Source organism: Noviherbaspirillum sp. FW303-A3 (assembly GCF_058788695.1).
In genome coordinates this window covers 1-20,381 of record NZ_JBYTAZ010000004.1, presented here as the reverse complement: position 1 = coordinate 20,381, position 20,381 = coordinate 1, and the positions used below count along the sequence as shown (strand labels likewise).

Below are 20,381 nucleotides of genomic sequence, written 5' to 3'. Positions count from 1 at the left end.
CCGGTCCGGTGTGAAGATCGTGTAAAGATGGCCAGGAAAAAGCTAAGTTAGCGGAAAGGACAGGACAAAACGGCTTCCACCTTCCGTGCGCGTTTCCAAATTGATTTCCCACCTCAAGTGGTCGACAACGCGTTTCACGATAGCCAATCCCAAGCCCGTGCCGGTGTGTTGATCATGATCCCCGCGAACGAAACGCTCGAATAATCGGTTGCGTACCGAATCGGGGATGCCGGCCCCACTGTCTTCGATGACAAGACGACCGCCTGTCAACCGGATATGCACGGCACCGGCGTCCGTATATTGGCAAGCGTTACGAAGCAGGTTCCCAACGGCGATACTGGCGAGCTCCGACCGGGCATAGACCCACACTTCATGCGGTGCGTCAAAGCGACACTTGACAGGCTTGCCGACCAGAAGAGGCTTGTAGCGCGTTAATTCCCGCTCAACCACGGATCTGAGTTCTATTCTGGGTGCATCGAGCGTCTCTGGAGCACGGGACAACAGCAGCAGCGCGCTCACACGCTCGGCCGTGTCGGCCGCGGCACGCCGGATGCGTTCTGCAACCGCCAGCTGCTGCGGCCGGCCATCAAGCTGGAGTTTTAACAGTTCGGCTGCGCCGAGAATAATCGTCAGCGGTGTGCGTAGTTCGTGGCTGACATCGCCGGTGAAAAGCCGCTCACGGTTCAAGAAGCGTTGTAACTCATCGGTGCGAGTCGCAAAAGCACGGGCGAGGACACCCATTTCGTCTTCCGATTCAAGTGATGGAAGTGTACCTGGGGGGACGTTGTGGTTGATCGCCTGCGCTAACGCGGTAACTGGCGCAATCACGCGTCTGGCGGTTGCAAGGCCAAGAAAAATGGCGAGCGCCAGACTGGCGACAAAGCCTGTACCCAACGCAATATGAATGAGTTCCTCCACATGCTCAAACTCACTCTGGTCATCCACTACGACAAAGCGCCGCCCCGCATCTACCAGAACAAACGCATGCAGTTCCTCTACATCGAAGAAGAAATCATGAAACCCTGCTTCTAATTGCCGCAAACGCGGGGGGATTGCATCATCGACATAAAACCTAATCCCGGGAGGGGTATCAAGGGGCTCGCCTCGCAGATGTCGACTGATCAATTGCGTGGAGAGCGATTGAAGGCGTTTATCGACGAGATATTGTTCTGCGACTTCAACGGAAATATAAGCGACGCCGGAGAAAAAAATGCCGAGTGTGAGCGCAAGCAATACATACGACCAGGCAATGCGGCTACGCAACGACAACTTATGCTTCATTGCCGTCAACCAATCGGTAACCCACTCCCTGCACCGTTCTCAGCATCGGCACTGGAAAAGGCTTATCCAGCGCCTGGCGCAGAGCGTGCATATGCGAGCGTAGCGCGTCGCTCTCCGGCGGGTCATCGCCCCAGATTGCTTGCTCCAAGGCTTCTCGCGTCAGCACGTGTGGTGCTGCCCGTAACAGCGCAGCCAACAGTTTATAGCCGGTTGGAGTGAGTTCGAGACGGTGGCCGGAACGTGTCGCCTCGACGCGACCGAGGTCGAAACGTAAGTCGCCGAATTCCAGAATGGCGTCGATGTGCTCATTTCTGGCGCGGCGAACCAGCGCCTTCAGCCGGGCATCGAGTTCGATCAGCGAAAATGGTTTCACGAGGTAATCATCCGCCCCGCAATCGAAACCGGTCAATTTATCCTGTATGGTGTCCCTGGCGGTCAGCATGAGTACCGGCGTCGGCCGGCTCCACTCCTTACGCAGCTTCCGGCACAGTTCCAGGCCGTCCAGTCCGGGAAGCATCAGATCCAGGACGATCGCGTCGTAATGGCCCTTGGCCGCATATTCAAGTCCAACGATGCCGTTGCGGGCGCAATCCAGCGTATAGCCGAGCGGTTCAAGAAAACCGTACAGGTTTGCGACGATATCGGGGTTATCTTCAACGAGTAGAACACGCATTATGATGTTTCATGAATTTTGTATTTGCCAATACAGCGCACTGCGATTTTGGTGGAACTATATACGAAAGAACAGATATTCTCGGCGCAAGCATTCTTTCTGATCCAAAAGCAGACTTGCTTGGACGAAAGCACTCCTATGCTGATGGCCTCGAACATACCCGCGTTGACGGCAATTGAGATTCACCGCACGGCCATGACTGAGGGGCGGCCGGGTCTTGGGTTATGCCAAGATGGCCGATGGTCAGGGACGTGGTGGCCCCAGCGTCGAGGGAACTTCGCCACTCCACCTTTCGCAGCAAACTGCCGGCCGCATTATCCTGGAACTGGATGGCTTCCTTCATAGCGCTACACGGTGCCGTCGTGGTGCCAGCCGCCTTTCCACTTGATGTCGTGGAATTGGGCACCGGAGCGGTGCGCACTCGTGGCCATTCCCTGGTGCAGACTGTGATCGGAAAGCTGCGACACTAGCTGAACCGGCTTTGCACATGCCTCCAATATCGCCTTGACCCGCCCGTATGCAGTGATTCAACGAAAACGCAAGACCACCAGATAGCTGAATTATGGTCGCCTCTTCACTCGGCAGCGACTTGCAGGAAATTCGGAAGAAGTTGCACGTTAGGCCAGCACTACTTGAGATAGGATTTGAGCACGGCGACTACCTGTTCCAAATCCTCATTTCGCTGCCTTGATGAAACAGCATCCGGACCGAGGTGTTCCCGGATATGTCCCTCCAGTACCTCTGCCATCAGGCCGTTCACCGCCCCCCGAATCGCGGCGATTTGCTGCAGTATGGCGACGCACTCAGTCTCATGTTCCAGCGCCTTCTCCAATGCCTCCGACTGCCCCCCAATGCGGCGTACGCGGGTGAGCAAATGCTTTTTCGTTTTGATGGTGTGTGGCATGGCGCTCTTAGTGCAGCAAGGTATAGTGGGGTATAGTATATTGATTTGCGGTAAAGGACACCATTCAATGCATTCTTCTTCTGTTGAGGACTGGCGCCACTCCCACGTTTTTGACGGGGGCAATCCGCTGGCCGAGAGAAATACACGCTGGGCAGTTATGCTGACCGTCATCATGATGGGTGTCGAAATTACCAGCGGCTGGATGTTTAATTCAATGGCGCTGCTGGCCGATGGTTGGCACATGAGTTCGCATGCCTTGGCGCTCGGCTTGTCCGTGCTCGCTTATGGAGCGGCGCGGCGATTCGCCCATGATGCGCGGTTTGCCTTTGGTACCTGGAAGATAGAGGTGCTGGGCGGCTACACGAGCGCGCTCTTCTTGGTCGGGGTTGCCGGACTGATGTTGTACCAGTCGATTGAGCGATTGATCGCGCCGACGCCGATTCACTACGACCAGGCTATTGCGATTGCCGTGGTCGGACTATTGGTCAATCTCGTCTGCGCCTAGCTACTCAAGGATGTGCATGGTCACGAGCATCACCATGCACATCACGATCACAAATCCCACAACCATCATCACGACTTGAATCTGCGCTCCGCGTATCTGCACGTCGTGGCCGACGCCGCTACCTCGGTTCTGGCCATCGCGGCGCTGTTTGGCGGAAAACTCTGGAGGGCAAGTTGGCGGGATCCACTCATGGGGTTCCTTTGATTTCCGTGCACTATACGACGGTTGCCACCTCTAGCATTCATGCGGGTTCCAGCGGTGTGCGTCGCAGCATTCCCTTTTAAATCAATCACTTGCTGTTTGTCGTTTTCGACAGGTATGATGGCGCGCATTGTTCTTTTCGCCAAGAATAACAATGGACCACTGGCACGCCTCTTACCTCGGCCTGCGTCACATCCCGCCTGAACTCAACGAGTTCGAACTCAACACGTTCTTCACATTTTCCTCCAAAGAGCGCGTCCTGATCGACGAAAGGCGCCGCGACCTGTACCGCCTGGCTCTGGCCCTGCATCTCGGTTTCGTGCGCATGACCGGCCGCACGCTCGATGCGTACCGGCAGATCCCGAAGGCACTGTGGACGCATCTTGGCGAACAACTGGGCATCGCGCCGCCCGAGATCGGCACGCTGCGTTCGCTGTACGACACCCGGCCGCGCACGTTGATCGACCACCAGCAACTCGCGTACCAGGCGCTCGGCTTTGCCGCCATGACCGAGCACCAGCGCCGCTACCTGGTGCGCTGGCTGAAGGAAACGCTGGTCGGCCGGCCTGACACATCGACACTGCTCGCCCAGGTCAAGTGCTGGCTGTACGAGCACCGCATCCTGATCGCGCACGACCGCCTGCTCAAGCGCTTGATTGCCGAGGCGATCCGCAGCCATGAGGCGTTCCTGGAGAGGACGCTCATGCAATCGGTTGGCGATACCACGATCGCTGAGTGGGGCCGGCAGCTCGCCGCGCCGGAGGGCGAGCACGGCAGCCTGCAGCAATGGCTGTGGGCGGTACCGCTGAAACATTCGACGGTCCAGATGGCCGAACTGTTCGACAAGATCGACCGGCTCTACGCGCTGAAGGTGGCCGCGGCCTGGCCGGCGGACGTGAACGAGACCCTGGTGCGCCATTACGCGCGCCGTTGCGCGAACCGCCCGCCGTCGGTCAGCAAGCGCATTCAGTCGCAATCGCGGCGGCTGGAAGCCGCCTGCTTCATGCGCTATGCACTGTGCTCGGCGACGGACCAGCTGCTGGCGATGTTCCGGCGCTGGGCGATCGACGTCACCAACGAGGCCGGCAGGCAGGTCGACGCCGGCCGCCCCGATCTCAAGAAGCAGCTGTGTGGCTTCGCCGAGGCGGTCAAGGCACTGGCGCTGGACAAGACCCTTCCTGCCGACGAGACGCTGGACAAGATTGCCGATCTGGCCGACCAGACGCTCAAGCAGCATGCGCCGAGCCGCCGCAGCCTGATCCGCCTGCAGCTGATGACCAAGAGCGCCCAAGCGCGCGCCATGCTGCACAAGCTGGTCAAGCTGCCGTTCGAGGCGGAGACGCAGCATCCCGTGATCGACGCGATCAACATCCTGCGCCGCCTGTACGGTCCGAACGGCGGCAACGAGCTGCCGGCCGACACCGAGACCAAACTCGGGCGCGTGTGGCGCGAGCTCATCCACGGTAAGGACCGCGTCGAGGCGTTGCGCGCCTTCGAGTGGGCGACGATCTCCGCGCTGCGCATGGCATTGCGCAACGGCTCGGTCTACGTCGACCACAGCTTTTCATTCCGCAGCCGCGCGACGCTGCTCATTCCCGAGGACGAATGGAAAGCCAAGCGCAACCACTACTACGGCCATCTCGAACTGCCGCAGGACCCGAAAATCTTCCTGGCCAAGATCGTCGGCCACCTCGACCAGGGCCTCGAACGCCTGCGCGACGCCTATCTGCGCGGCGAGGTCCGGATCGAGGACGACGGCGTGCACAACGAAGCGCTCGTGGCCGAAGACAAGAAGCCGCATCTCGACGCCCTGCGGCGCGCAATCTTCGAGGACCGGCCGGTCGGGCAACTCCCGAAGATCATCCTCGACATCGACAGCGAGGTACGGTATTCCTGGATGCTGCTGGGACGCGAACCGCGCTCGCGCAGCGAGTTGCTGCTTGTGTACGCCGCCGTCTTCGCGCACGGCACCTCGCTGTTGGCCGCCGATATTGCGCGCATGATTCCCGAATTGAAGCCGGCGGCGATCCGGCAGATGATGAAGCTGGTCGCCGACGAACGGAAGCTGCGCGAGGCGGCCGACGCTGTGCTCGGCTTTATGCACCGCCATCCGATCGCGGCCCATTGGGGACGCGGCGACTTGGCATCGTCCGACATGATGAGCCTGGAGACGACGCGCACCATCTGGCAGGCGCGCGCCGATCCGCGCCGGCGCACCGCCTCGATCGGCATCTACACCCATGTGCGCGACCGCTGGGGCATCTTTTACGACATGCCGATCCTGCTCAAGGAGCGCCAGGTCGGCGCCGCCATCGAGGGCGTCGTGAGGCAGAGCGGCACCAATGACGTCGCCCAGCTCGCAGTCGACACCCATGGCTACACCGATTTCGGTATCGCCGTGGCCAAGGGCTTGAAATTCGACCTGTGCCCGGTCCTGCAGCACATGCGCGACCGCTACCTGCATGTGCCGGTCGGCCACCTGGTGCCGGGCGAAGTGCTCCCCGTGGTCGCCGGCGACGTGAACCTGCACGCGATCGAGGCGATCTACGACGAATTCGTGCGCGTGGTCGCGTCGATCCAGAGCGGCCGCTGCACCGCGGTACAGGCCTTGCAGCGCTTCGGCTCGGCCGCCCGCGGCCAGGACGTGTACGACGGCGGCGTGCAGCTCGGGCGCCTGCTGCGCTCGATCTTCCTGATCGACTATTTCACCAATCCGGCGTTCCGGCGCGAATTGCGGCACGCCCTGAACCGCGGCGAAGCGGTCCATGCGGTGCAGCGCGCCGTCCACACAGGCAAGATCCCGACCGAGCTGGCCAAGCGGCCGGAGTCGCTGGCGGCCGTATCGTCGAGCCTGTCGCTGCTGACGAATGCCCTGATGGCGTGGAACACGCAGCACATGCAGCGCACCATCGAACGGATCGAGACGGTCGGCGGCGAGAAACTGTCACCGGAAGACCTGCGCCGCATCGCGCCGACCAACCTAGAAGGTATCAACCTACGCGGAACGTTCGAGTTTCCGCTGGCGGACTATGCGCTGCGCATCTTGCCCAGCAGTGCGTCCATCCCACTGGAGACAACCAGGACACGGTCAATGTGATGGCATCCATGCAGATCGGCGCTACTCTCTCAATCGACAGTCATGGCATGGATGCCCGCTTCGGCTTGTGCCGCGCGAGCGACGCGCTTACCGGCGGTACCGCTCCGCAAGTCGAATCGATGCTGAAACCCAGCAATTGCAACTGCTTCACGCGTACGGTCAACGCCAGCCGTAGCGTGAGCCGCTCCTATTAAGTTCTTGCCAAAAAGTCAATTGCGAGCCCAGCTACGGCAGCAACGATTTCTTGACAAAATCGCTACATCGTTCTCGGGAGCGAACGCCTTTTCTCGAAGTACTGCCAAGGGCACGTCGGTTTCCGGCAGGACCGGTGCAAAGTGATGCCTGGTTGTTTTATAAGGAAGTATTTCTTTGTTGAACAGAATTGAACGAAAGATGTGGTCGACGGAGAACGGCTCCGCAGTCCACCAGTTCACGACCGTCACCCTGGGATCCCGGTAACTCAGCAATACGCATGGTAAATAGCGTAGTCCCAGAATCTGCGCCGCGCGTATTCTATGGTTGCCATCCATGACGATACCGGTTTCGCGTTCGACCGGGACCGGTGTGGTCCATACATCGGCATGCTCGATGGCGGTTGCGAGAATCTGTACGGCCTCCGGATCGACTTGTTCGGATGGAAGGAAGAAGGTGATCGGCTTGATGGCGATGCGGTAGGATTCGTTATTGAGCACTTGCCTTCCCCTTGAAAAATAGATCGATCGCTTCAGCGATCGTCTCAATTTCTTGCTCGGTGTTGTAGGCATGGACTGACGCACGCACGACTTCGTGCAATCCGCGCGCATGCATGTCCAGCATGGTGGAGCGAAAAGTGGATGTGGTCACATTGATGCGCTGCGGCTGCAAGGCAAGCATCCGCTGTAACTCTTTCGGTTCGCGATCCTTGACAGTAAATGTCACGATACCCGACTTCACCAGACCGCCGTCGCGAATCCTCACTCCGTCGATTTCCGCAAGCCTTGCGCGCAGTCGATCGGCAAGCGCCTGAATGCGCAGCCAAATCGCGTTGACACCTAGTCCCAGTGCGTAGTCGACGGCCGCTCCCATCCCCAGTTTGGCGGCGATGTTGCACTCCCAGTTCTCGAAGCGCCGCGCGTCGTGGCGTATCTCGAACTTGTCTGGCGATTGCAACGTCGCTGCATGCAGATGGAGGAAAGCCGGCTCGAGCTGCTGGCACAAGTCCTTTTCGACATAAAGAAATCCCATGCCACGCGGCCCGCGCAGATACTTGCGGCTGGTGGCCGAGAGCATGTGACAGCCGATCTTCTTGACATCGATCGGCAAGTGGCCGACTCCCTGGCAGGCATCGACCAAGAACCATACACCGGCTGCCCTGGCGATCGGTCCGATCGCGCCGATCGGTTGGATGGGGCCGCCATTCGATGCGATAAATGGCAGTGAAATGAGCTTCACGCGCTTGTCGTTCAACATCTCGCGCAATGCACGCACGGATACCTGTCCCTGCTCGTCGTTTGGAATGATCCTGATCTCAATTCCCCGATTCCGTTGCAGCTGAAGATACGGGATATAGTTGCCGGCATATTCCGTCGTCGAGGTTAGAATGACATCCCCCTTCGCAAGTGGAAGGGAATAGAACACCATATCCCATGCGCGCGTCGCATTCTCGACCACGGCGATCTCGTCCGGATGCGCGTTGAGCATGCGCGCGACCGAACCATAGACTTTTTCCAGGCGGTCGCCTGCCGCATCCGCAGCCTCGTACCCGCCGAGGCGGCCTTCCAACTCGAGGTGGTCAATGACTGTATTCAGCACGACGCGAGGCATCAGGGCGGCCCCCGCATTGTTGAAATGAATGGCCTCATTTACTCCTGGCGTGTCGGCCCGCAGTTGCGCTACGTTGAGCATCCGTTCCTCGATCTGAAATTCAAACAACGCCGTCGACAATCACGTGCCCAACCCCCATCGAGCAGCACTCGATGCGGGCATCGATTCTGTACACTTCGCGCAGCATTCTCTCCGTGATAACCTCGCGGGCTAGGCCGCTCGCCCTTGCAGTGCCGCTCGCGATCACGAGCGTCTGGTCGGAAAATCGCAACGCTTGGTTGAGATCGTGGATGGCGATGAACACAAGCATCCCCTTCTCCCTGGCCAAGCGCCGCATGAAATCGAGCACCTGGATCTGCCGGTGCAAATCGAGCGCACTGGTGGGTTCGTCCATGAGCAGGATTTCCGGTTCGCGCGCAAGTGTCTGCGCGATCGACACCAGTTGACGCTGTCCTCCGCTCAGTTCGCCCAGGTTGCGAAACGCAAGGTCGGCGATACCGAGTGATGCCATGGTGGCATCAATTACCTTCAGATCGTCGTCATGCACCGCCCAGCTTGGCGTCTGCTGCTTGCGTGCCAAAAGGACAGATTCGTAGACCGTCAGTCTCGCATTGGCGTTGATTTCCTGCGGCATGTAGCAGATCCCGTCGAGCCCCTTGCGAGAGCCTTCGAGATGAATGTTACCCGGCCCTTTAAGCAGTCCGGCCAAGCGCTTGAACAATGTCGACTTCCCCGCTGCATTGGGGCCGATGACCGAAACAACCTCCCCGCCGTGGAATGCGGGGGTATTGATTCCGGAAATGACCAAGTGTCGCCCGTAAAGCGCACCGATATTTTCCAGTCGTAGTCTCACCATGCGTTCCTCTTGCTGCCAAGAATGAGCGAAATGAAGAACGGCACACCGATGAGCGACGTTACCACCCCGATCGGGAAGATGGCGCCTGGCATCAGGGTTTTACTCACCACTGAGCTCAGCGAAAGTACAAGCGCTCCAGTCAGCAACGAAGCAGGCAGGAAAAAGCGCTGGTCTTCCCCGATCAGCATGCGGGCAATATGCGGCCCCACGAGACCGACGAAACCGATCGTGCCAACGAAAGCAACCGGAATCGCGGCCAACAGGCTGACCATTACCAGGGTCTGGAACCGAAGGCGCGGCACATCGACCCCGAAACTGGCAGCCTTGTCGTCTCCCAAGCGCAGCGCAGTCAATGCCCAAGCCCGGCGTGCAAAGATCGGCAGCGTGACCGCAATGACGAGACAGGTCACGGCCAGCTTCGGCCATGTGGCCTTGGTCAGGCTACCCATGGTCCAGAACACGACAGCGGCAACTGCCTGTTCAGTCGCAAAGTACTGGACGAGTGCAAGCAGGGCATTGAAGGTAAACACCAGGGCAATCCCCAGCAGCACGACCGTTTCGGCGGTCACGCCACGGCGCATCGAGAGCAGATGGATCAACAAGGCGGACAACATTGCCATCGCAAATGCATTGAGCGGGACGAGGTATTCAGTCGCCACCGGGAAAAGCTTGACCCCGAAAGCGAGTCCCATTGCAGCGCCGAAACTTGCGGCGGCTGAAATGCCCAGCGTGAAAGGACTTGCCAGCGGATTGTTCAGTATCGTTTGCATCTGGGCGCCGGCGAGCGACAGCGCAGCGCCAACGACGATCGCCATCAGGGCGACGGGCATGCGGATCTCCCACATCACGACCCTTACCTGCAAGGAAGTGCTGTCGGGAAGAAACAAGGCGCGCACGACTTCGTCGAGGCTGTACCGTGCTGGTCCGAGCGCCAAGTCGAGCAGGAGGCTCAACAGCAGCAGAACGATGAACGCCGCAATCAGCAGCCGCTTGCGCCTGACGATTGCCCGATAGACGGTGCGCTGCCCGCTTTCCGTCAAACAGACCGCGCTCATTGGTGGGCCTCCATCTTGTTTTTCAAGCTCACGAAGTAACCGGGCCTGTGTTCAAAGGGCAGAAAGCGCTGATGCAGTTCGCGGAAGGTTGCATCCGGGTCGAGGTCGGGGAAGAGCGTCGGATGGAACCATTTTGCAAACTGCTGGATCGCGACGAACTGGTAAGGACTGTTGTAGAACTGGTGCCAGATCGCGTGAAATTCCTGATTCCGGTTCGCCTTGATACCCGCATAAGCCGGCCGCTTTGTGTAGGTTTCGAGTTTTCGCGCCGCTTCCGTCAGGTCTGCACCCGGTCCGACTCCTACCCAGCTTCCGCCCGGCACATACGCTTCCCAGTTGGCGCTGGTGACCACCACCTGGTCGGGATTGACCGCCACGACCTGTTCCGGATTCAACTGACCGAACGTGCCGCGAATGACGTCCTTGGCGATGTTCACGCCGCCGGCCATCTCGACGAACTTGCCGAAGTTTTCATGTCCAAAGCTCAGGCAGCAGTCCTGGGTATATCCGCCAATCCGTTCGATGAATACCTTCGGGCGTGTCGGCTGGCGGGCCTGGATGACGTCGGTGACGCGTTGAATCTGCCTAGCGCGGAAGGCAATGAACTCCTCGGCGCGCTGCTCCTTTCCGAACAGTTTGCCAAACAGCCGCATGGTCGGCTCGGTGTTTTCGATCGGATAGTGGCGGAAATCGATGTAGACCACCGGGATACCCAGTGCGCCGAGCTTCTCGATGGTACGCGCGTCCTGGCTGGCGCGTTCGGCCTCGATGTTCAGGAAAACGACATCGGGCCTTTGCGCAATCGTCTGTTCGATATCGACCGTGCCGTCTTCAAAGCCGCCGAAGGTGGGAATGTCGGCGATCTTTGGAAACTTTTGCAGATACAACGCGTAGGTATCCGGATCGGCCTGGATCAGGTCCTTGCGCCAGCCGACGATGCGTTGGATCGGATTATCCGTATCCAGCGCCGCAACCAGATACAGCTGGCGCCCCTCTCCCAGGATAACGCGTTGTACGGGCACGCGGACCTGCACCTGCCGCCCGAGAAGATCGGTTACCGTGACCGTGCCGGGTGCGGCGTCGGCAACGGCCTCACCTCCCTTTGCCGGATTAAAAAAGAAGAAGAATCCGGCGAGAAGACAGACCGGTACGAGGAGAATGAGGGCTACGGCCCAGCGACGTTGAAATGCCATGATAAAGACTCTTGCGAATGAAAAGGATTACTGCCGCGTCATGCCGGCGGGTTGAATCACAGCGTGTCCCCGTCTCATGGCCAGCGCGGCAACCGCGGCCATGGCGTAGAAAAACGCAACGAAGAAGTAGGTGTATTCCAGCCCGACGGCCTGACTCAGCCAGCCACCCAGCACAATGCCGCCGATCGATGATAATTGCGATGTGCTGTACGCGACGCCGAGGATATAGCCCTGCCGCAGGCTGCCAGCCACCCTGGATATCTGCGACATCAATACCGGCGTGGTCGCTCCCAGCAGGATGCCCCAGGCGAAATGCACGCCGATAAATACGCCGATATTGCGCGTGGCGCCAGCGACCGCCGTCAAGCCTGCGCAAGCGCCGGCGATGCAAGCGATCCAGCGGATCGTCTCGGACAGGGATTTCTTCTCGAAATGCTTCGCCCACATCGCCGCCGACAGAATGAAGCCCAGCGCGAGCAAGCCGTAGCACAAGCCCACCACCCAGTTGCTCACATCAAAGATCGAGCGGACATACAGGGAGAACGGGGTCTGGGTAATCATACGGCTCACGAGCAGTATGCCGATGACGCCAAGCAGGCCAAGAATGGGCGGCGAGCGCCAGGTGAGCAGCGCGCCGGCGTCCGCCGGACCGACGGCCGTTTGCGCGGCTGCTGGTGCTGCCTTCGCTGCCGGTGGTACGTTCGGCAATATCAGCCACGCGGCCAAGGCACACAAGGCGCACAGGGCCGATGCAGCAGCATTGATCCAGAAAAAGGTCGTGTAATCGAGAATCAGGCCGCCGACGACCGCACCGGCGAGTGATCCGACATTGGTCGATACCTGCAGGTAGGCGAACAGGCGGGCCCGGCGCGACGGCGATTCGATGGTGACTCCATAGGCTTGCGCAGGGGCGATGTATCCTGCGCAGGCGCCCTGGACGAAGCGCAGCGCGAGGATCATCCAGATATCGCTCGTGTAGGCCAATGCCAATTGGGTCAGGGACAAGCCGAGCAAGGCCCGGATCATCATCGGCTTGTGCCCGAACCGGTCGCCGATCCTCCCCCAGAATGCGCCGGTCAACACGATGCCGAGCATCGGCCCCACGTAGACTGCAATGCCGGCAAAACCTAACAAGAGCTCAGAGGCGTCGAGCGACTTCAAATGAAGGGGCCAGAAGGGGCCGCTCATTTCCATGGCGCCCATGGAAGTGAGCTGAATCACGAAGAGAACGTGAATCAGACGCGACGCTTGGCTCGGCGCTATGGCGGCGTTCGACATCGGTCAGATCCCGCCGTCCGCCGATACCAGCGGGTTGGGCAGATCATGCTGCAGACGGTAATTGGAGTACTTGAGCAGATGCATTCGCAGTACCGAGCGCGTCGGCCAGGGCTGCTCGAGAAACGCCTCTCGCTCCGTTGCCCATAGCGCCTGGGATACCCGCGGTGCCAGCACGTCGAAGGCACCCGCCGTCTCTTCACGCAGGATTTCCCACAGGCGAGCCGAGCCGAGTTCATACTCGCGCGTCAGCAGCATCGCCAGTTCGTGCAGGTGACAGACGAAGCAGGCATCCAGCACGAAAGTGCGAACCGGTTCGATATCGTCGGTGAAGACGGTAGGGAGAATTCCTGGATGGACATAGGGCTCGAGCCCGTATCCACGCTCGGAAAGCAGAGGCGCATAGGTGCGGCCATCCCCGAAATCCCGTATCAGAAGGCTTCTTGGCGTCCCATCTGCGGCGAACAGCACGGAAGTGTTCTGCTGATGCGCTTCAAGTCCGATTCCGTAGAGCAGATAGATGGCGATCACTGGACGCGTAACTGCTCGCGCATACTGCTTGAACCAGGTTTCCACCACTTCCGGAGCAGGACGAGTCCCATTGCGCTCGATCAGTTCCGTTACGAGCGGCCTGCCGTTCGCAGGCGAACCGGTGAATAACGCAGCGACCGTGACTGGAAGAAGGCCATCGGTCCGCTCGAAGGCATCCCGGCTCGCGCGATACGCGACCGACAAATGGCGCCCGGGCCGGTCTTCCTGCTTCACCGCATGCTTGTAGTGGAATGCCACTTCTTCCGGGAAGATGTCGAGCGCCTTGCCGAGTTCCTTGTCGGCGGCAAGAATGCTTTTGATCACCGTGCTGATGCGCGGCCCCATATGGATCGATTTCGCCTGCAGGCTGCGCTGTTCGCTCGTGAGCCACAACGCAATGGGCAGTTTGATGAACGGGGCGGCTTCAGGCTCCTGCGGCATCATGGTCCGGAACGACATGGTCGGCAGCGTCTCGACGTCCGGGCCATCCAGGATCAAAATGCCCTCAATCTCTGCGGCATACTCCTTCCCCACATAATTTTCGAGGTGCCAGGAATGGATAGGCAGCGGAAGCCAGTCCCGTTCATTCAACCGTTTCGCGTTCAATCCGTCTTTCCAGCTGTTCCACAAGTCGGGAAAGTTGTCGGCGAACCAGTCCTGGTAACTGTGTACGTGGGGCATGCGTTCGATATAGGCCATGTCCGCACGCAAGGACGCGATGCGTACCCGGACCTTCGCATTGAACTCCGGCGACAGCAGGGCCACTTCCTCGGGGCTCAGGTCCGGCTTGGATTTCCAGGTCGGGTAGAACGGGTGGCCTTCGAGCGAACCCCATTGGTCCAGCAGCATCGCGGCGTCCTTGATGGTGGCGTGCTTGTGCAGGTAATCCGCAAGGCCGCCGGCACCGGCGGAATCGATGAGTTTGTTCAGGTCCGCAGCCCACGCATCCCGGTGGATACGGGCAAGCGCATCGTTGGCGATACTGTTCTCGATATCCGCCTTCAGGCCGGCAACGCCTTCTTCGCTGAGGGAAAAATCGAAGCAGGGGCGCAGCAGATCGATCAGTTGATCGGACGTGTCGATGGCAGTGCGCGCACCGCTGGATTCGATGAGGGTGATGGCTCCACGGTTGATGAAGGTATCCGCAGGCGCCGCCCACAGGTCTTCGAAGAAAACGAGCGCGTGCTTGTGCCAGAGTGGAAACCATGCACAGCATCCCTGAGGAGCGAATATGAGCAGGCTCTTGTCGAGGATTTTCTCGGCGAACAGGCAGCGGACGACGCGCCGCAAGGCATTGCGGTGTGCGAATGCCAGCGCGTCATTCTTGCGCTCCACATAGAAAGCGCTGTCGGGTTGCAACAAAATCGGATTGGTTTTCATAGGATAGAGGTGTCAGGCTGGCCAGGTTTCGGGAAAGTAGTCGAGCGCGGACCCGCGCAGACCACCCATGTAGGCGACATTCCAGTTGAATATTTCTTCGATATGCGGGACATTCAGATTCAGCCGCTTCGCCATCTTGACGAGCAGCGCGAGACCGTAGGCCACGTCCTCATGGAATGCGCGGCTTTCCTTGTCGATGACGTAGCCGGCATTGCCGTCCGCAGGCACCAGCGGCGCCTGGATCTCGTCATAGGCCCGGTTGGTTCGCAATACCGACAGCATCGTGCCGTGATCGCGTATCTGGTCTTCGTAGGCCTCGATGATTTCCTGCTTCAACGGCTTCACCGAAGACAGGTCCACGCCCAGGCGCTGCTCGATGGCCTTGCAAAGAAGCTGGCTCTCTTCGTCGCTGCGTTCCAGGAAGTACGCGCCCAATTCGGGGCAATCGGTCCACCAGCAGATGGGCGACGAAAACGTCTTGTTGTGCCACTGGCCGTATGGCCCGACCAGCCCGTATACCACCGAGGGGTGCATGATCGGGTTGCCGGGCGTGAGGGTGATTTCCAAGTAGTGGTTCAGCAGCTCGACGGGAGATTCGTACAGCCGCTGCAAATGTGCCAGGAGGGTTTGGCGCGCCGCTTCGGTCTCGCGCACATGCGTCCCGATGTAAAGCGTGCTCTTTGCCCCGCCCATCTTGACCGACACGCCAGGCGTCAGGTCGTAGGCAGTATGGGGCACGTCCTTCATGCCCCAGATGACGGCATTGGGCCGCTCGGCCAGGGCCTTCTCCGCCAGCCAGTCGAAGCCGCAGAAGCCGGGAATCGCTCCCACATAGACGGGCTTGTGCGACGGCAGGCTGGATGCGATCGACTGCAGCAGGTCCGGCCGCGCCTGCGCCGGCACCGTGATGACGACAACATCCGCGTCCGCCATGATGCCTTCCGGTTCACGCGCGACGGCATCCAGGCGGGCGTCGAGCGTTTTCCCGTCTGGCAGGATTGCCGTGACAAGGCCTTCGTCACGGCAATGCCGGTCAATCACGTCCTGACGGCTCGTGAGCAGGGATACGCGCACGCCGGGAAGCTGCTTGAACAGCACGGCATTCAGGTGCCCGGTTCTGCCCCCGCCGCAAACGACCACGTTCAACGGCTTCATCCTGCAATCCCTTTCCGGAGTCATGCCACGCTCAGACGTGGGACCGCGCGCGGCGCTGGTTCGCTCACGCTTTCCTGGGATAGCCAGGCGTCGAGACTCTCCCAGATACCCGGATCCAGCAGGTTGCGCTCTTTCAGCCAGTCCTCATTGAACACGGTGTGGAGATATTTTTCTCCGCCATCCGCCACCGCGGCCACAACATTGCCGCCAATCAGTCCGCTGTGAATGAATTCCAGCGCCTTGTAGATGACGCCACCCGTCGAACCGCCCCACGAGCAGCCCGGTGTGTTTGGCGACATACCGGGCTGTCTCGAAGGCCTGCGAATCGGTGACCTGCACCCCCATGTCGATGCAACTGTAGTCGAGCACCAGTCCGACGGTATCGCCCTTGGGCGTGCCGGTTCCCGATTGATAATAGGGGCGGCCCGGCTGGCCGAACACGATCGAGCCGTCCGGCTCGACAGCGATTGTCTTGGTGTGGGGATTATGCAGCTTCAGTCCGCGTGCGATCCCTGTCATCGATCCGCCCGTTCCGACGCAACCGACATAGGCATCCACGGGGCCGCCGATCTGCTCGATGACTTCCCGTACAAAATCGAAATATCCGCCGGCATTGGCGATATTGTCCGACTGGTTCATGAACACGGCGCCCGGAATCTGGCTGGCCAGTTCGGCGGCCATGCGCTGGCGTTCGACGACGGCAACTTCGTCCTCCCGATAGTCTCCTGCGACGTAACGGATCTCCGCGCCGAGTGCGCGCATCACGGCGATCTTGTCCTGGGCCGCATGGTGGTCGACCACCGCGATGAAGCGCAGGCCGAATTCGATGGCCGTGATGGCAAGGCCGATCCCGGTATTGCCGGAAGACGACTCGACAATCACGCCACCCGGTTTGAGGCGCCCGGATTTGAGCGCCGCAATGACCATGTTGCGAGCCATCCTGTCCTTGATGCTGCCACCCGGATTGTTTTTCTCGATCTTGAGCAGCAACCTGGAGTTCTTTGCAGGAATCGGAATGCTCAGGATAGGGGTATTGCCGATCAAATCAGTCACTTTGTTCAGAATCATCTCAATTCTCCGTACTATCGTCAGGTGAAATAGTCATCTTTCCAGCTGCGTCGTAAGCGGCGGCAATCCTCCGCGGCATCGGATGACGGTGAAATTCGTTCTCCAGCAAGTCCATCTGGTAACCGGCCGTGTTGGCATACACGAGCAGGTCGCCGGCCTCCGGCATCCTGTCGAAGCCGATCAGCCGATTGGTGATGACGTCGTCGTCGAGGCAGCTGTGCCCCGCGATATAGGCCTGACCTGGCGCTGCACCGTTGTCGCCGGATTTCTCTGTCGCCACGAGTATCGGGTCGACCAGGAATTCGGAGGCGAACCAGGTTTCGCACGCGCTGAAGCTGCTTCCTTCGACGAAAATCACATGGTTTCCCGCTGCCAGCGGCTTCACGCGGGTAACCTTGAATACGGAAATGGCGGCCTGGTCGGCGAGGCTGCGCCCCGGTTCGAGCGCCAGAGTGAGATCCATCGCGTTCAGATATTCGGCGACCGACTGGCCATCCGCGCACGGCGACTTCAGCAGGCGGTCCAGCCATTCGCAGGCGCCGATGCGTCCGCCATAGGGATAGAAGGATTCGGGTACCTTGCCGTTGCGGTAATGCTCCTTGCACGGGTATTGCAGGAACGCCTCGTACTCGTCGCTGTCCACATACCGGATCGGCAGTCCGCCGCCGATGTCGATCATCCGCGGGCCGAGGCCCAAGCCGCGCGCCGCATCGATATAACGGACAAGTTCGCGCAGCGCCTGTGCCCGCGTTTCATGCGCATAGCCGCCGAGATGGAAATGGAATCCCTCGAATGCAAACTGCTTCCTCGCCTCAACGAGGCGATGCAGGCATCGCATGAGATCCTCTCCCCCCATCCCGAACCGGCTCGCGCGGGAGGCGTCGGGACGATACCGGAGAAGAATCCGCGCCCGGCGATCCGGTGCGAGCCTGCGGACGGATTCTTCCAGTTCCGCAAGCTCTTCGGCGGAATCGATCGAAATCAGTGCGCCGTTGGCGATCAGTTCGGCATGGAACGCCGCCGTCTTCGCCGGGCCGGTTGCGCAGAGTCTTGCCGGATTCGCTCCGGCACGCAGCGAATCCCTCATTTCATGGATGCTGGACACGTCCACGCCGATGCCGGATTCCACGGCGGCGCTGACCAGCGCCTGCGACTTGTTGACCTTCGCGCCGTAGAAGATCTCGAATCGCACCTGATGCGCGCGCAATACGGAACGAAACGCTTCCACGTTTTGCTTCAGGATATGCGGCCAGACAATGTTGAGCGGCGATCCATATCGGTCGGCCAAGGCCAGCAGCGTCTCCGGCGAGGAATGGACAAGGTCGGCGATCGACCGGTCGAGTATGGGCTTGAGCGACATCGGCTCCCGGATCTGTATCCGTCCCATGCCTGTTTCGGTCAATGGCTTGTCGCTTCGCATAGGCCGCCTCCCTTTTCCAGTATTGCGATTGCAGGTGGGATCAGAAATCCACCGAGGCGGACAACAGCACGGTACGCGGCGCCCCCTGCACGAAGCCGCCCCACGATGCCACGCCCGACAGTAGTCGCGGTCAAATGCATTGAGGAGATTGGCCCGGAAGGTCGTGGATTTGCCGGCGACCTTGGTGGCATAACGCGCGCCAAGATCAACCTTGGTCCACGCGGGAAGGCGTGCCGTGTTCGCCTGGTTGACGTATTGCTTCCCGGTGTATGCAATGCCGCCGGTCAAGGTGAGTCCGGTTACCCAAGGCGTGTCCCATTCGGCGCCAACGTTGGCTTGCACCGACGGCACGCCGATCGGTGTCTTGCCGAGCGTGGCGGCGCTGTTGGTCTTCGTCAGTTCCGCATCGATCAGCGTCACGCCGCCAAGCAGCCTGACGCCGCGGGCTGCCTCACCCAGCACGTTGATCTCCAGGCCGCGGTTGCGCTGCTCGCCATCGACGCCGAAGACGTTGCCGGTCATCTGTCCGCTGGGCTTGGCGATCTGGAAGAGGCTCACCGTGGTCATCACGCGGCCATGATCGAACTTGACGCCGATCTCGTGCTGCTTGGCCTTGTACGGCGCGAAGACCTCGCCCGCATTGGCCGCCGTCGACGGGGCGGTATCGCCCTTGCTCAGCCCTTCGATGTAGTTGGTGTAGAGCGAGACGTTCTGCCAGGGTTTGAAGACCAGGCCGACCAGGGGGGTGACGGCGCTCTTGTCGTAGGAAGAAGTGACCGCGCCGGTGGTCGGATTGAAATTGTCCGACTCGACCTGCTGGTGACGCGCTCCGAGGAAAGCAGCACGCGATCGTTCAGCATGGACAAGGTATCGGCGAGCGCAACACCGGAAAGCTTCGTTTCCGAGATTTTCGATACCAGAGCCGGCGCCGCGACAGCCTGGCTGGGATATGCCGCCGCGAGCACGCTTGAGGTTACCGCTGTGCCGTTTCTGGAGACCCGATTCAGCGATCGCGATAAGTGCTTGCCTGCAGCGTGACGGTATGGCGTACCGCCCCGGTATCGAAGCGGGTACGCAGGCCGGCGTCGGCGGTCGACCGTTCGATGTCGAAGATGAAGTGAGCGGGGGTCGTGCGTACATCGCCGGCCGCATTCAGAATCTGCGGGCCTCCGAAAATGGGTTAACGTCGGTCTGACTGCCGCCGGCGTTGGCGAACAGCGTCAGCTTGTCGTTCACGTCATATTCGGCGCGCAGCAAGACCGACTGGTCATCGATCTTCGCCCATTCCCATGCCTGGGAGACATTGCGGCGGCCGTCCGGCGCGTCGGGCACGGCGACTCCCGCCGCAATGGTAAACGGGCGCGAGGGAGCATCGAAGCGCTCCCGCTGATCGATCACATCGAGCGATGCCCGCAGCCGTTCGCCCTGGTAGTCGAGCGCCACGGCGCCGACGGTCGCTTTCCGGGACTGGTTGTCCACCGGCGTGTCGCCCTGGTGATGACTGCCGTTGAATCGCACGCCGAACTGGCGATCCGCGCCGAAGCGCCGGCTCACATCGAGATGGCCGCCACCCTGGGAGCTCGATGCATAATCGGCCGTGAACCGCGTGAGGTCGGTATTCAACGCGCGCTTGGGAACAATGTTGATGACGCCGCCGATGCCGCTGTTCGGGGACATGCCGTACAGCAGTGCCGCGGGCCCCTTGATCACCTCGACGCGCTCGACATAATCGGACAGCACGCGGAAATTGGGCGCCACGCCGTATTGCCCGTCAAACGCGATTTCGCCCAGGTTGCCTTCGCCAATCGGAAATCCGCGAATGAAGAAGGCGTCAAGGATGCCGCCTGTCTGGCCGGTCGCGCGCACTGACGCATCCTTGGCCACAACATCCGCCACAGTGGCGGCCTGCTGGTCCTGGATCATCTGTGAGGTATAGCTGCTGATGCTGAACGGCGCCTTCATGGCGTCCGCGTTACCGAGCAGC

At 60.3% G+C, this 20,381-nt stretch carries 15 protein-coding genes and 3 pseudogenes; 4 read left to right on the top strand and 14 right to left on the bottom strand.

The window, feature by feature from the left end; translation table 11 throughout:
* Positions 1 to 42 precede the first annotated feature (42 nt).
* Together AC3WOY_RS28180 and AC3WOY_RS28175 are read right to left on the bottom strand one after the other, a co-directional pair.
* Positions 43 to 1,281 (bottom strand): sensor histidine kinase, encoded by a 1,239-nt coding sequence (locus tag AC3WOY_RS28180; RefSeq protein ID WP_492420103.1) that lies wholly within the window; start codon positions 1,279 to 1,281, stop codon positions 43 to 45.
* Positions 1,271 to 1,954 carry a response regulator transcription factor gene (locus AC3WOY_RS28175; protein WP_492420105.1) on the bottom strand — a complete coding sequence of 228 codons (684 nt, stop codon included), beginning with the start codon at positions 1,952 to 1,954 and terminating at the stop codon, positions 1,271 to 1,273. The genes AC3WOY_RS28180 and AC3WOY_RS28175 overlap by 11 nt, the downstream gene beginning before the upstream one ends.
* Before the next feature lie 11 nt (positions 1,955 to 1,965).
* On the opposite strand from AC3WOY_RS28175, the gene AC3WOY_RS28170 reads away from it, so the two are divergent.
* Entirely contained in the window at positions 1,966 to 2,133 is a 168-nt protein-coding gene (locus AC3WOY_RS28170; RefSeq protein ID WP_492420107.1) for a hypothetical protein, read from the top strand.
* Positions 2,134 to 2,582: 449 nt separating this feature from the next.
* Here AC3WOY_RS28170 and AC3WOY_RS28165 read toward each other — a convergent pair whose 3' ends face one another.
* The gene (locus AC3WOY_RS28165; protein ID WP_492420109.1) at positions 2,583 to 2,858 is read right to left on the bottom strand and encodes a metal/formaldehyde-sensitive transcriptional repressor; all 276 of its coding nucleotides are present in this window, start codon (positions 2,856 to 2,858) and stop codon (positions 2,583 to 2,585) included.
* Between the two features lie 67 nt (positions 2,859 to 2,925).
* Between AC3WOY_RS28165 and AC3WOY_RS28160 the strand changes: the two are divergent.
* The 3 genes and pseudogenes from AC3WOY_RS28160 to AC3WOY_RS28150 all read left to right on the top strand — a co-directional run.
* Positions 2,926 to 3,564: pseudogene (locus tag AC3WOY_RS28160) on the top strand (cation diffusion facilitator family transporter); the annotation flags it as partial.
* Between the two features lie 154 nt (positions 3,565 to 3,718).
* Positions 3,719 to 6,661, top strand: coding sequence for a Tn3 family transposase (locus AC3WOY_RS28155; protein ID WP_492420111.1), 2,943 nt, complete (start codon positions 3,719 to 3,721; stop codon positions 6,659 to 6,661).
* Positions 6,658 to 6,855: a hypothetical protein gene (locus AC3WOY_RS28150; RefSeq protein ID WP_492420113.1), complete on the top strand. Its 198-nt coding sequence runs from the start codon at positions 6,658 to 6,660 to the stop codon at positions 6,853 to 6,855. The genes AC3WOY_RS28155 and AC3WOY_RS28150 overlap by 4 nt, the downstream gene beginning before the upstream one ends.
* Before the next feature lie 15 nt (positions 6,856 to 6,870).
* Here AC3WOY_RS28150 and AC3WOY_RS28145 read toward each other — a convergent pair whose 3' ends face one another.
* From AC3WOY_RS28145 to AC3WOY_RS28095, 11 genes and pseudogenes are all read right to left on the bottom strand, one after another.
* Entirely contained in the window at positions 6,871 to 7,353 is a 483-nt protein-coding gene (locus AC3WOY_RS28145; protein ID WP_492420115.1) for a ParB N-terminal domain-containing protein, read from the bottom strand.
* Complete coding sequence (locus AC3WOY_RS28140; protein WP_492420117.1) at positions 7,343 to 8,545, bottom strand: aminotransferase class V-fold PLP-dependent enzyme; 1,203 nt, start codon at positions 8,543 to 8,545, stop codon at positions 7,343 to 7,345. The genes AC3WOY_RS28145 and AC3WOY_RS28140 overlap by 11 nt, the downstream gene beginning before the upstream one ends.
* A 19-nt stretch (positions 8,546 to 8,564) precedes the next feature.
* Positions 8,565 to 9,320, bottom strand: coding sequence for an ABC transporter ATP-binding protein (locus AC3WOY_RS28135; RefSeq protein ID WP_492420119.1), 756 nt, complete (start codon positions 9,318 to 9,320; stop codon positions 8,565 to 8,567).
* The gene (locus tag AC3WOY_RS28130; protein WP_492420121.1) at positions 9,314 to 10,375 is read right to left on the bottom strand and encodes a FecCD family ABC transporter permease; all 1,062 of its coding nucleotides are present in this window, start codon (positions 10,373 to 10,375) and stop codon (positions 9,314 to 9,316) included. Before AC3WOY_RS28130 ends, AC3WOY_RS28135 begins: the two co-directional genes overlap by 7 nt.
* Positions 10,372 to 11,568, bottom strand: a complete 1,197-nt coding sequence (locus AC3WOY_RS28125; protein WP_492420123.1) for an ABC transporter substrate-binding protein — start codon at positions 11,566 to 11,568, stop codon at positions 10,372 to 10,374. The genes AC3WOY_RS28130 and AC3WOY_RS28125 overlap by 4 nt, the downstream gene beginning before the upstream one ends.
* A 27-nt stretch (positions 11,569 to 11,595) precedes the next feature.
* Positions 11,596 to 12,789 carry an MFS transporter gene (locus tag AC3WOY_RS28120; protein ID WP_492420125.1) on the bottom strand — a complete coding sequence of 398 codons (1,194 nt, stop codon included), beginning with the start codon at positions 12,787 to 12,789 and terminating at the stop codon, positions 11,596 to 11,598.
* A gap of 60 nt (positions 12,790 to 12,849) precedes the next feature.
* Positions 12,850 to 14,754 carry an IucA/IucC family protein gene (locus AC3WOY_RS28115; RefSeq protein ID WP_492429820.1) on the bottom strand — a complete coding sequence of 635 codons (1,905 nt, stop codon included), beginning with the start codon at positions 14,752 to 14,754 and terminating at the stop codon, positions 12,850 to 12,852.
* A 12-nt stretch (positions 14,755 to 14,766) separates the two neighbouring features.
* Positions 14,767 to 15,909, bottom strand: coding sequence for an NAD/NADP octopine/nopaline dehydrogenase family protein (locus AC3WOY_RS28110; protein WP_492420129.1), 1,143 nt, complete (start codon positions 15,907 to 15,909; stop codon positions 14,767 to 14,769).
* A 144-nt stretch (positions 15,910 to 16,053) separates the two neighbouring features.
* Entirely contained in the window at positions 16,054 to 16,977 is a 924-nt protein-coding gene (locus tag AC3WOY_RS28105) for a PLP-dependent cysteine synthase family protein (RefSeq protein ID WP_492429819.1), read from the bottom strand.
* A gap of 1 nt (position 16,978) precedes the next feature.
* A pseudogene (locus AC3WOY_RS28100) lies at positions 16,979 to 18,190 on the bottom strand (Y4yA family PLP-dependent enzyme); the annotation flags it as partial.
* A gap of 247 nt (positions 18,191 to 18,437) precedes the next feature.
* Positions 18,438 to 20,380, bottom strand: a pseudogene (locus AC3WOY_RS28095) (TonB-dependent receptor).
* Between the last annotated feature and the right edge of the window lies 1 nt (position 20,381).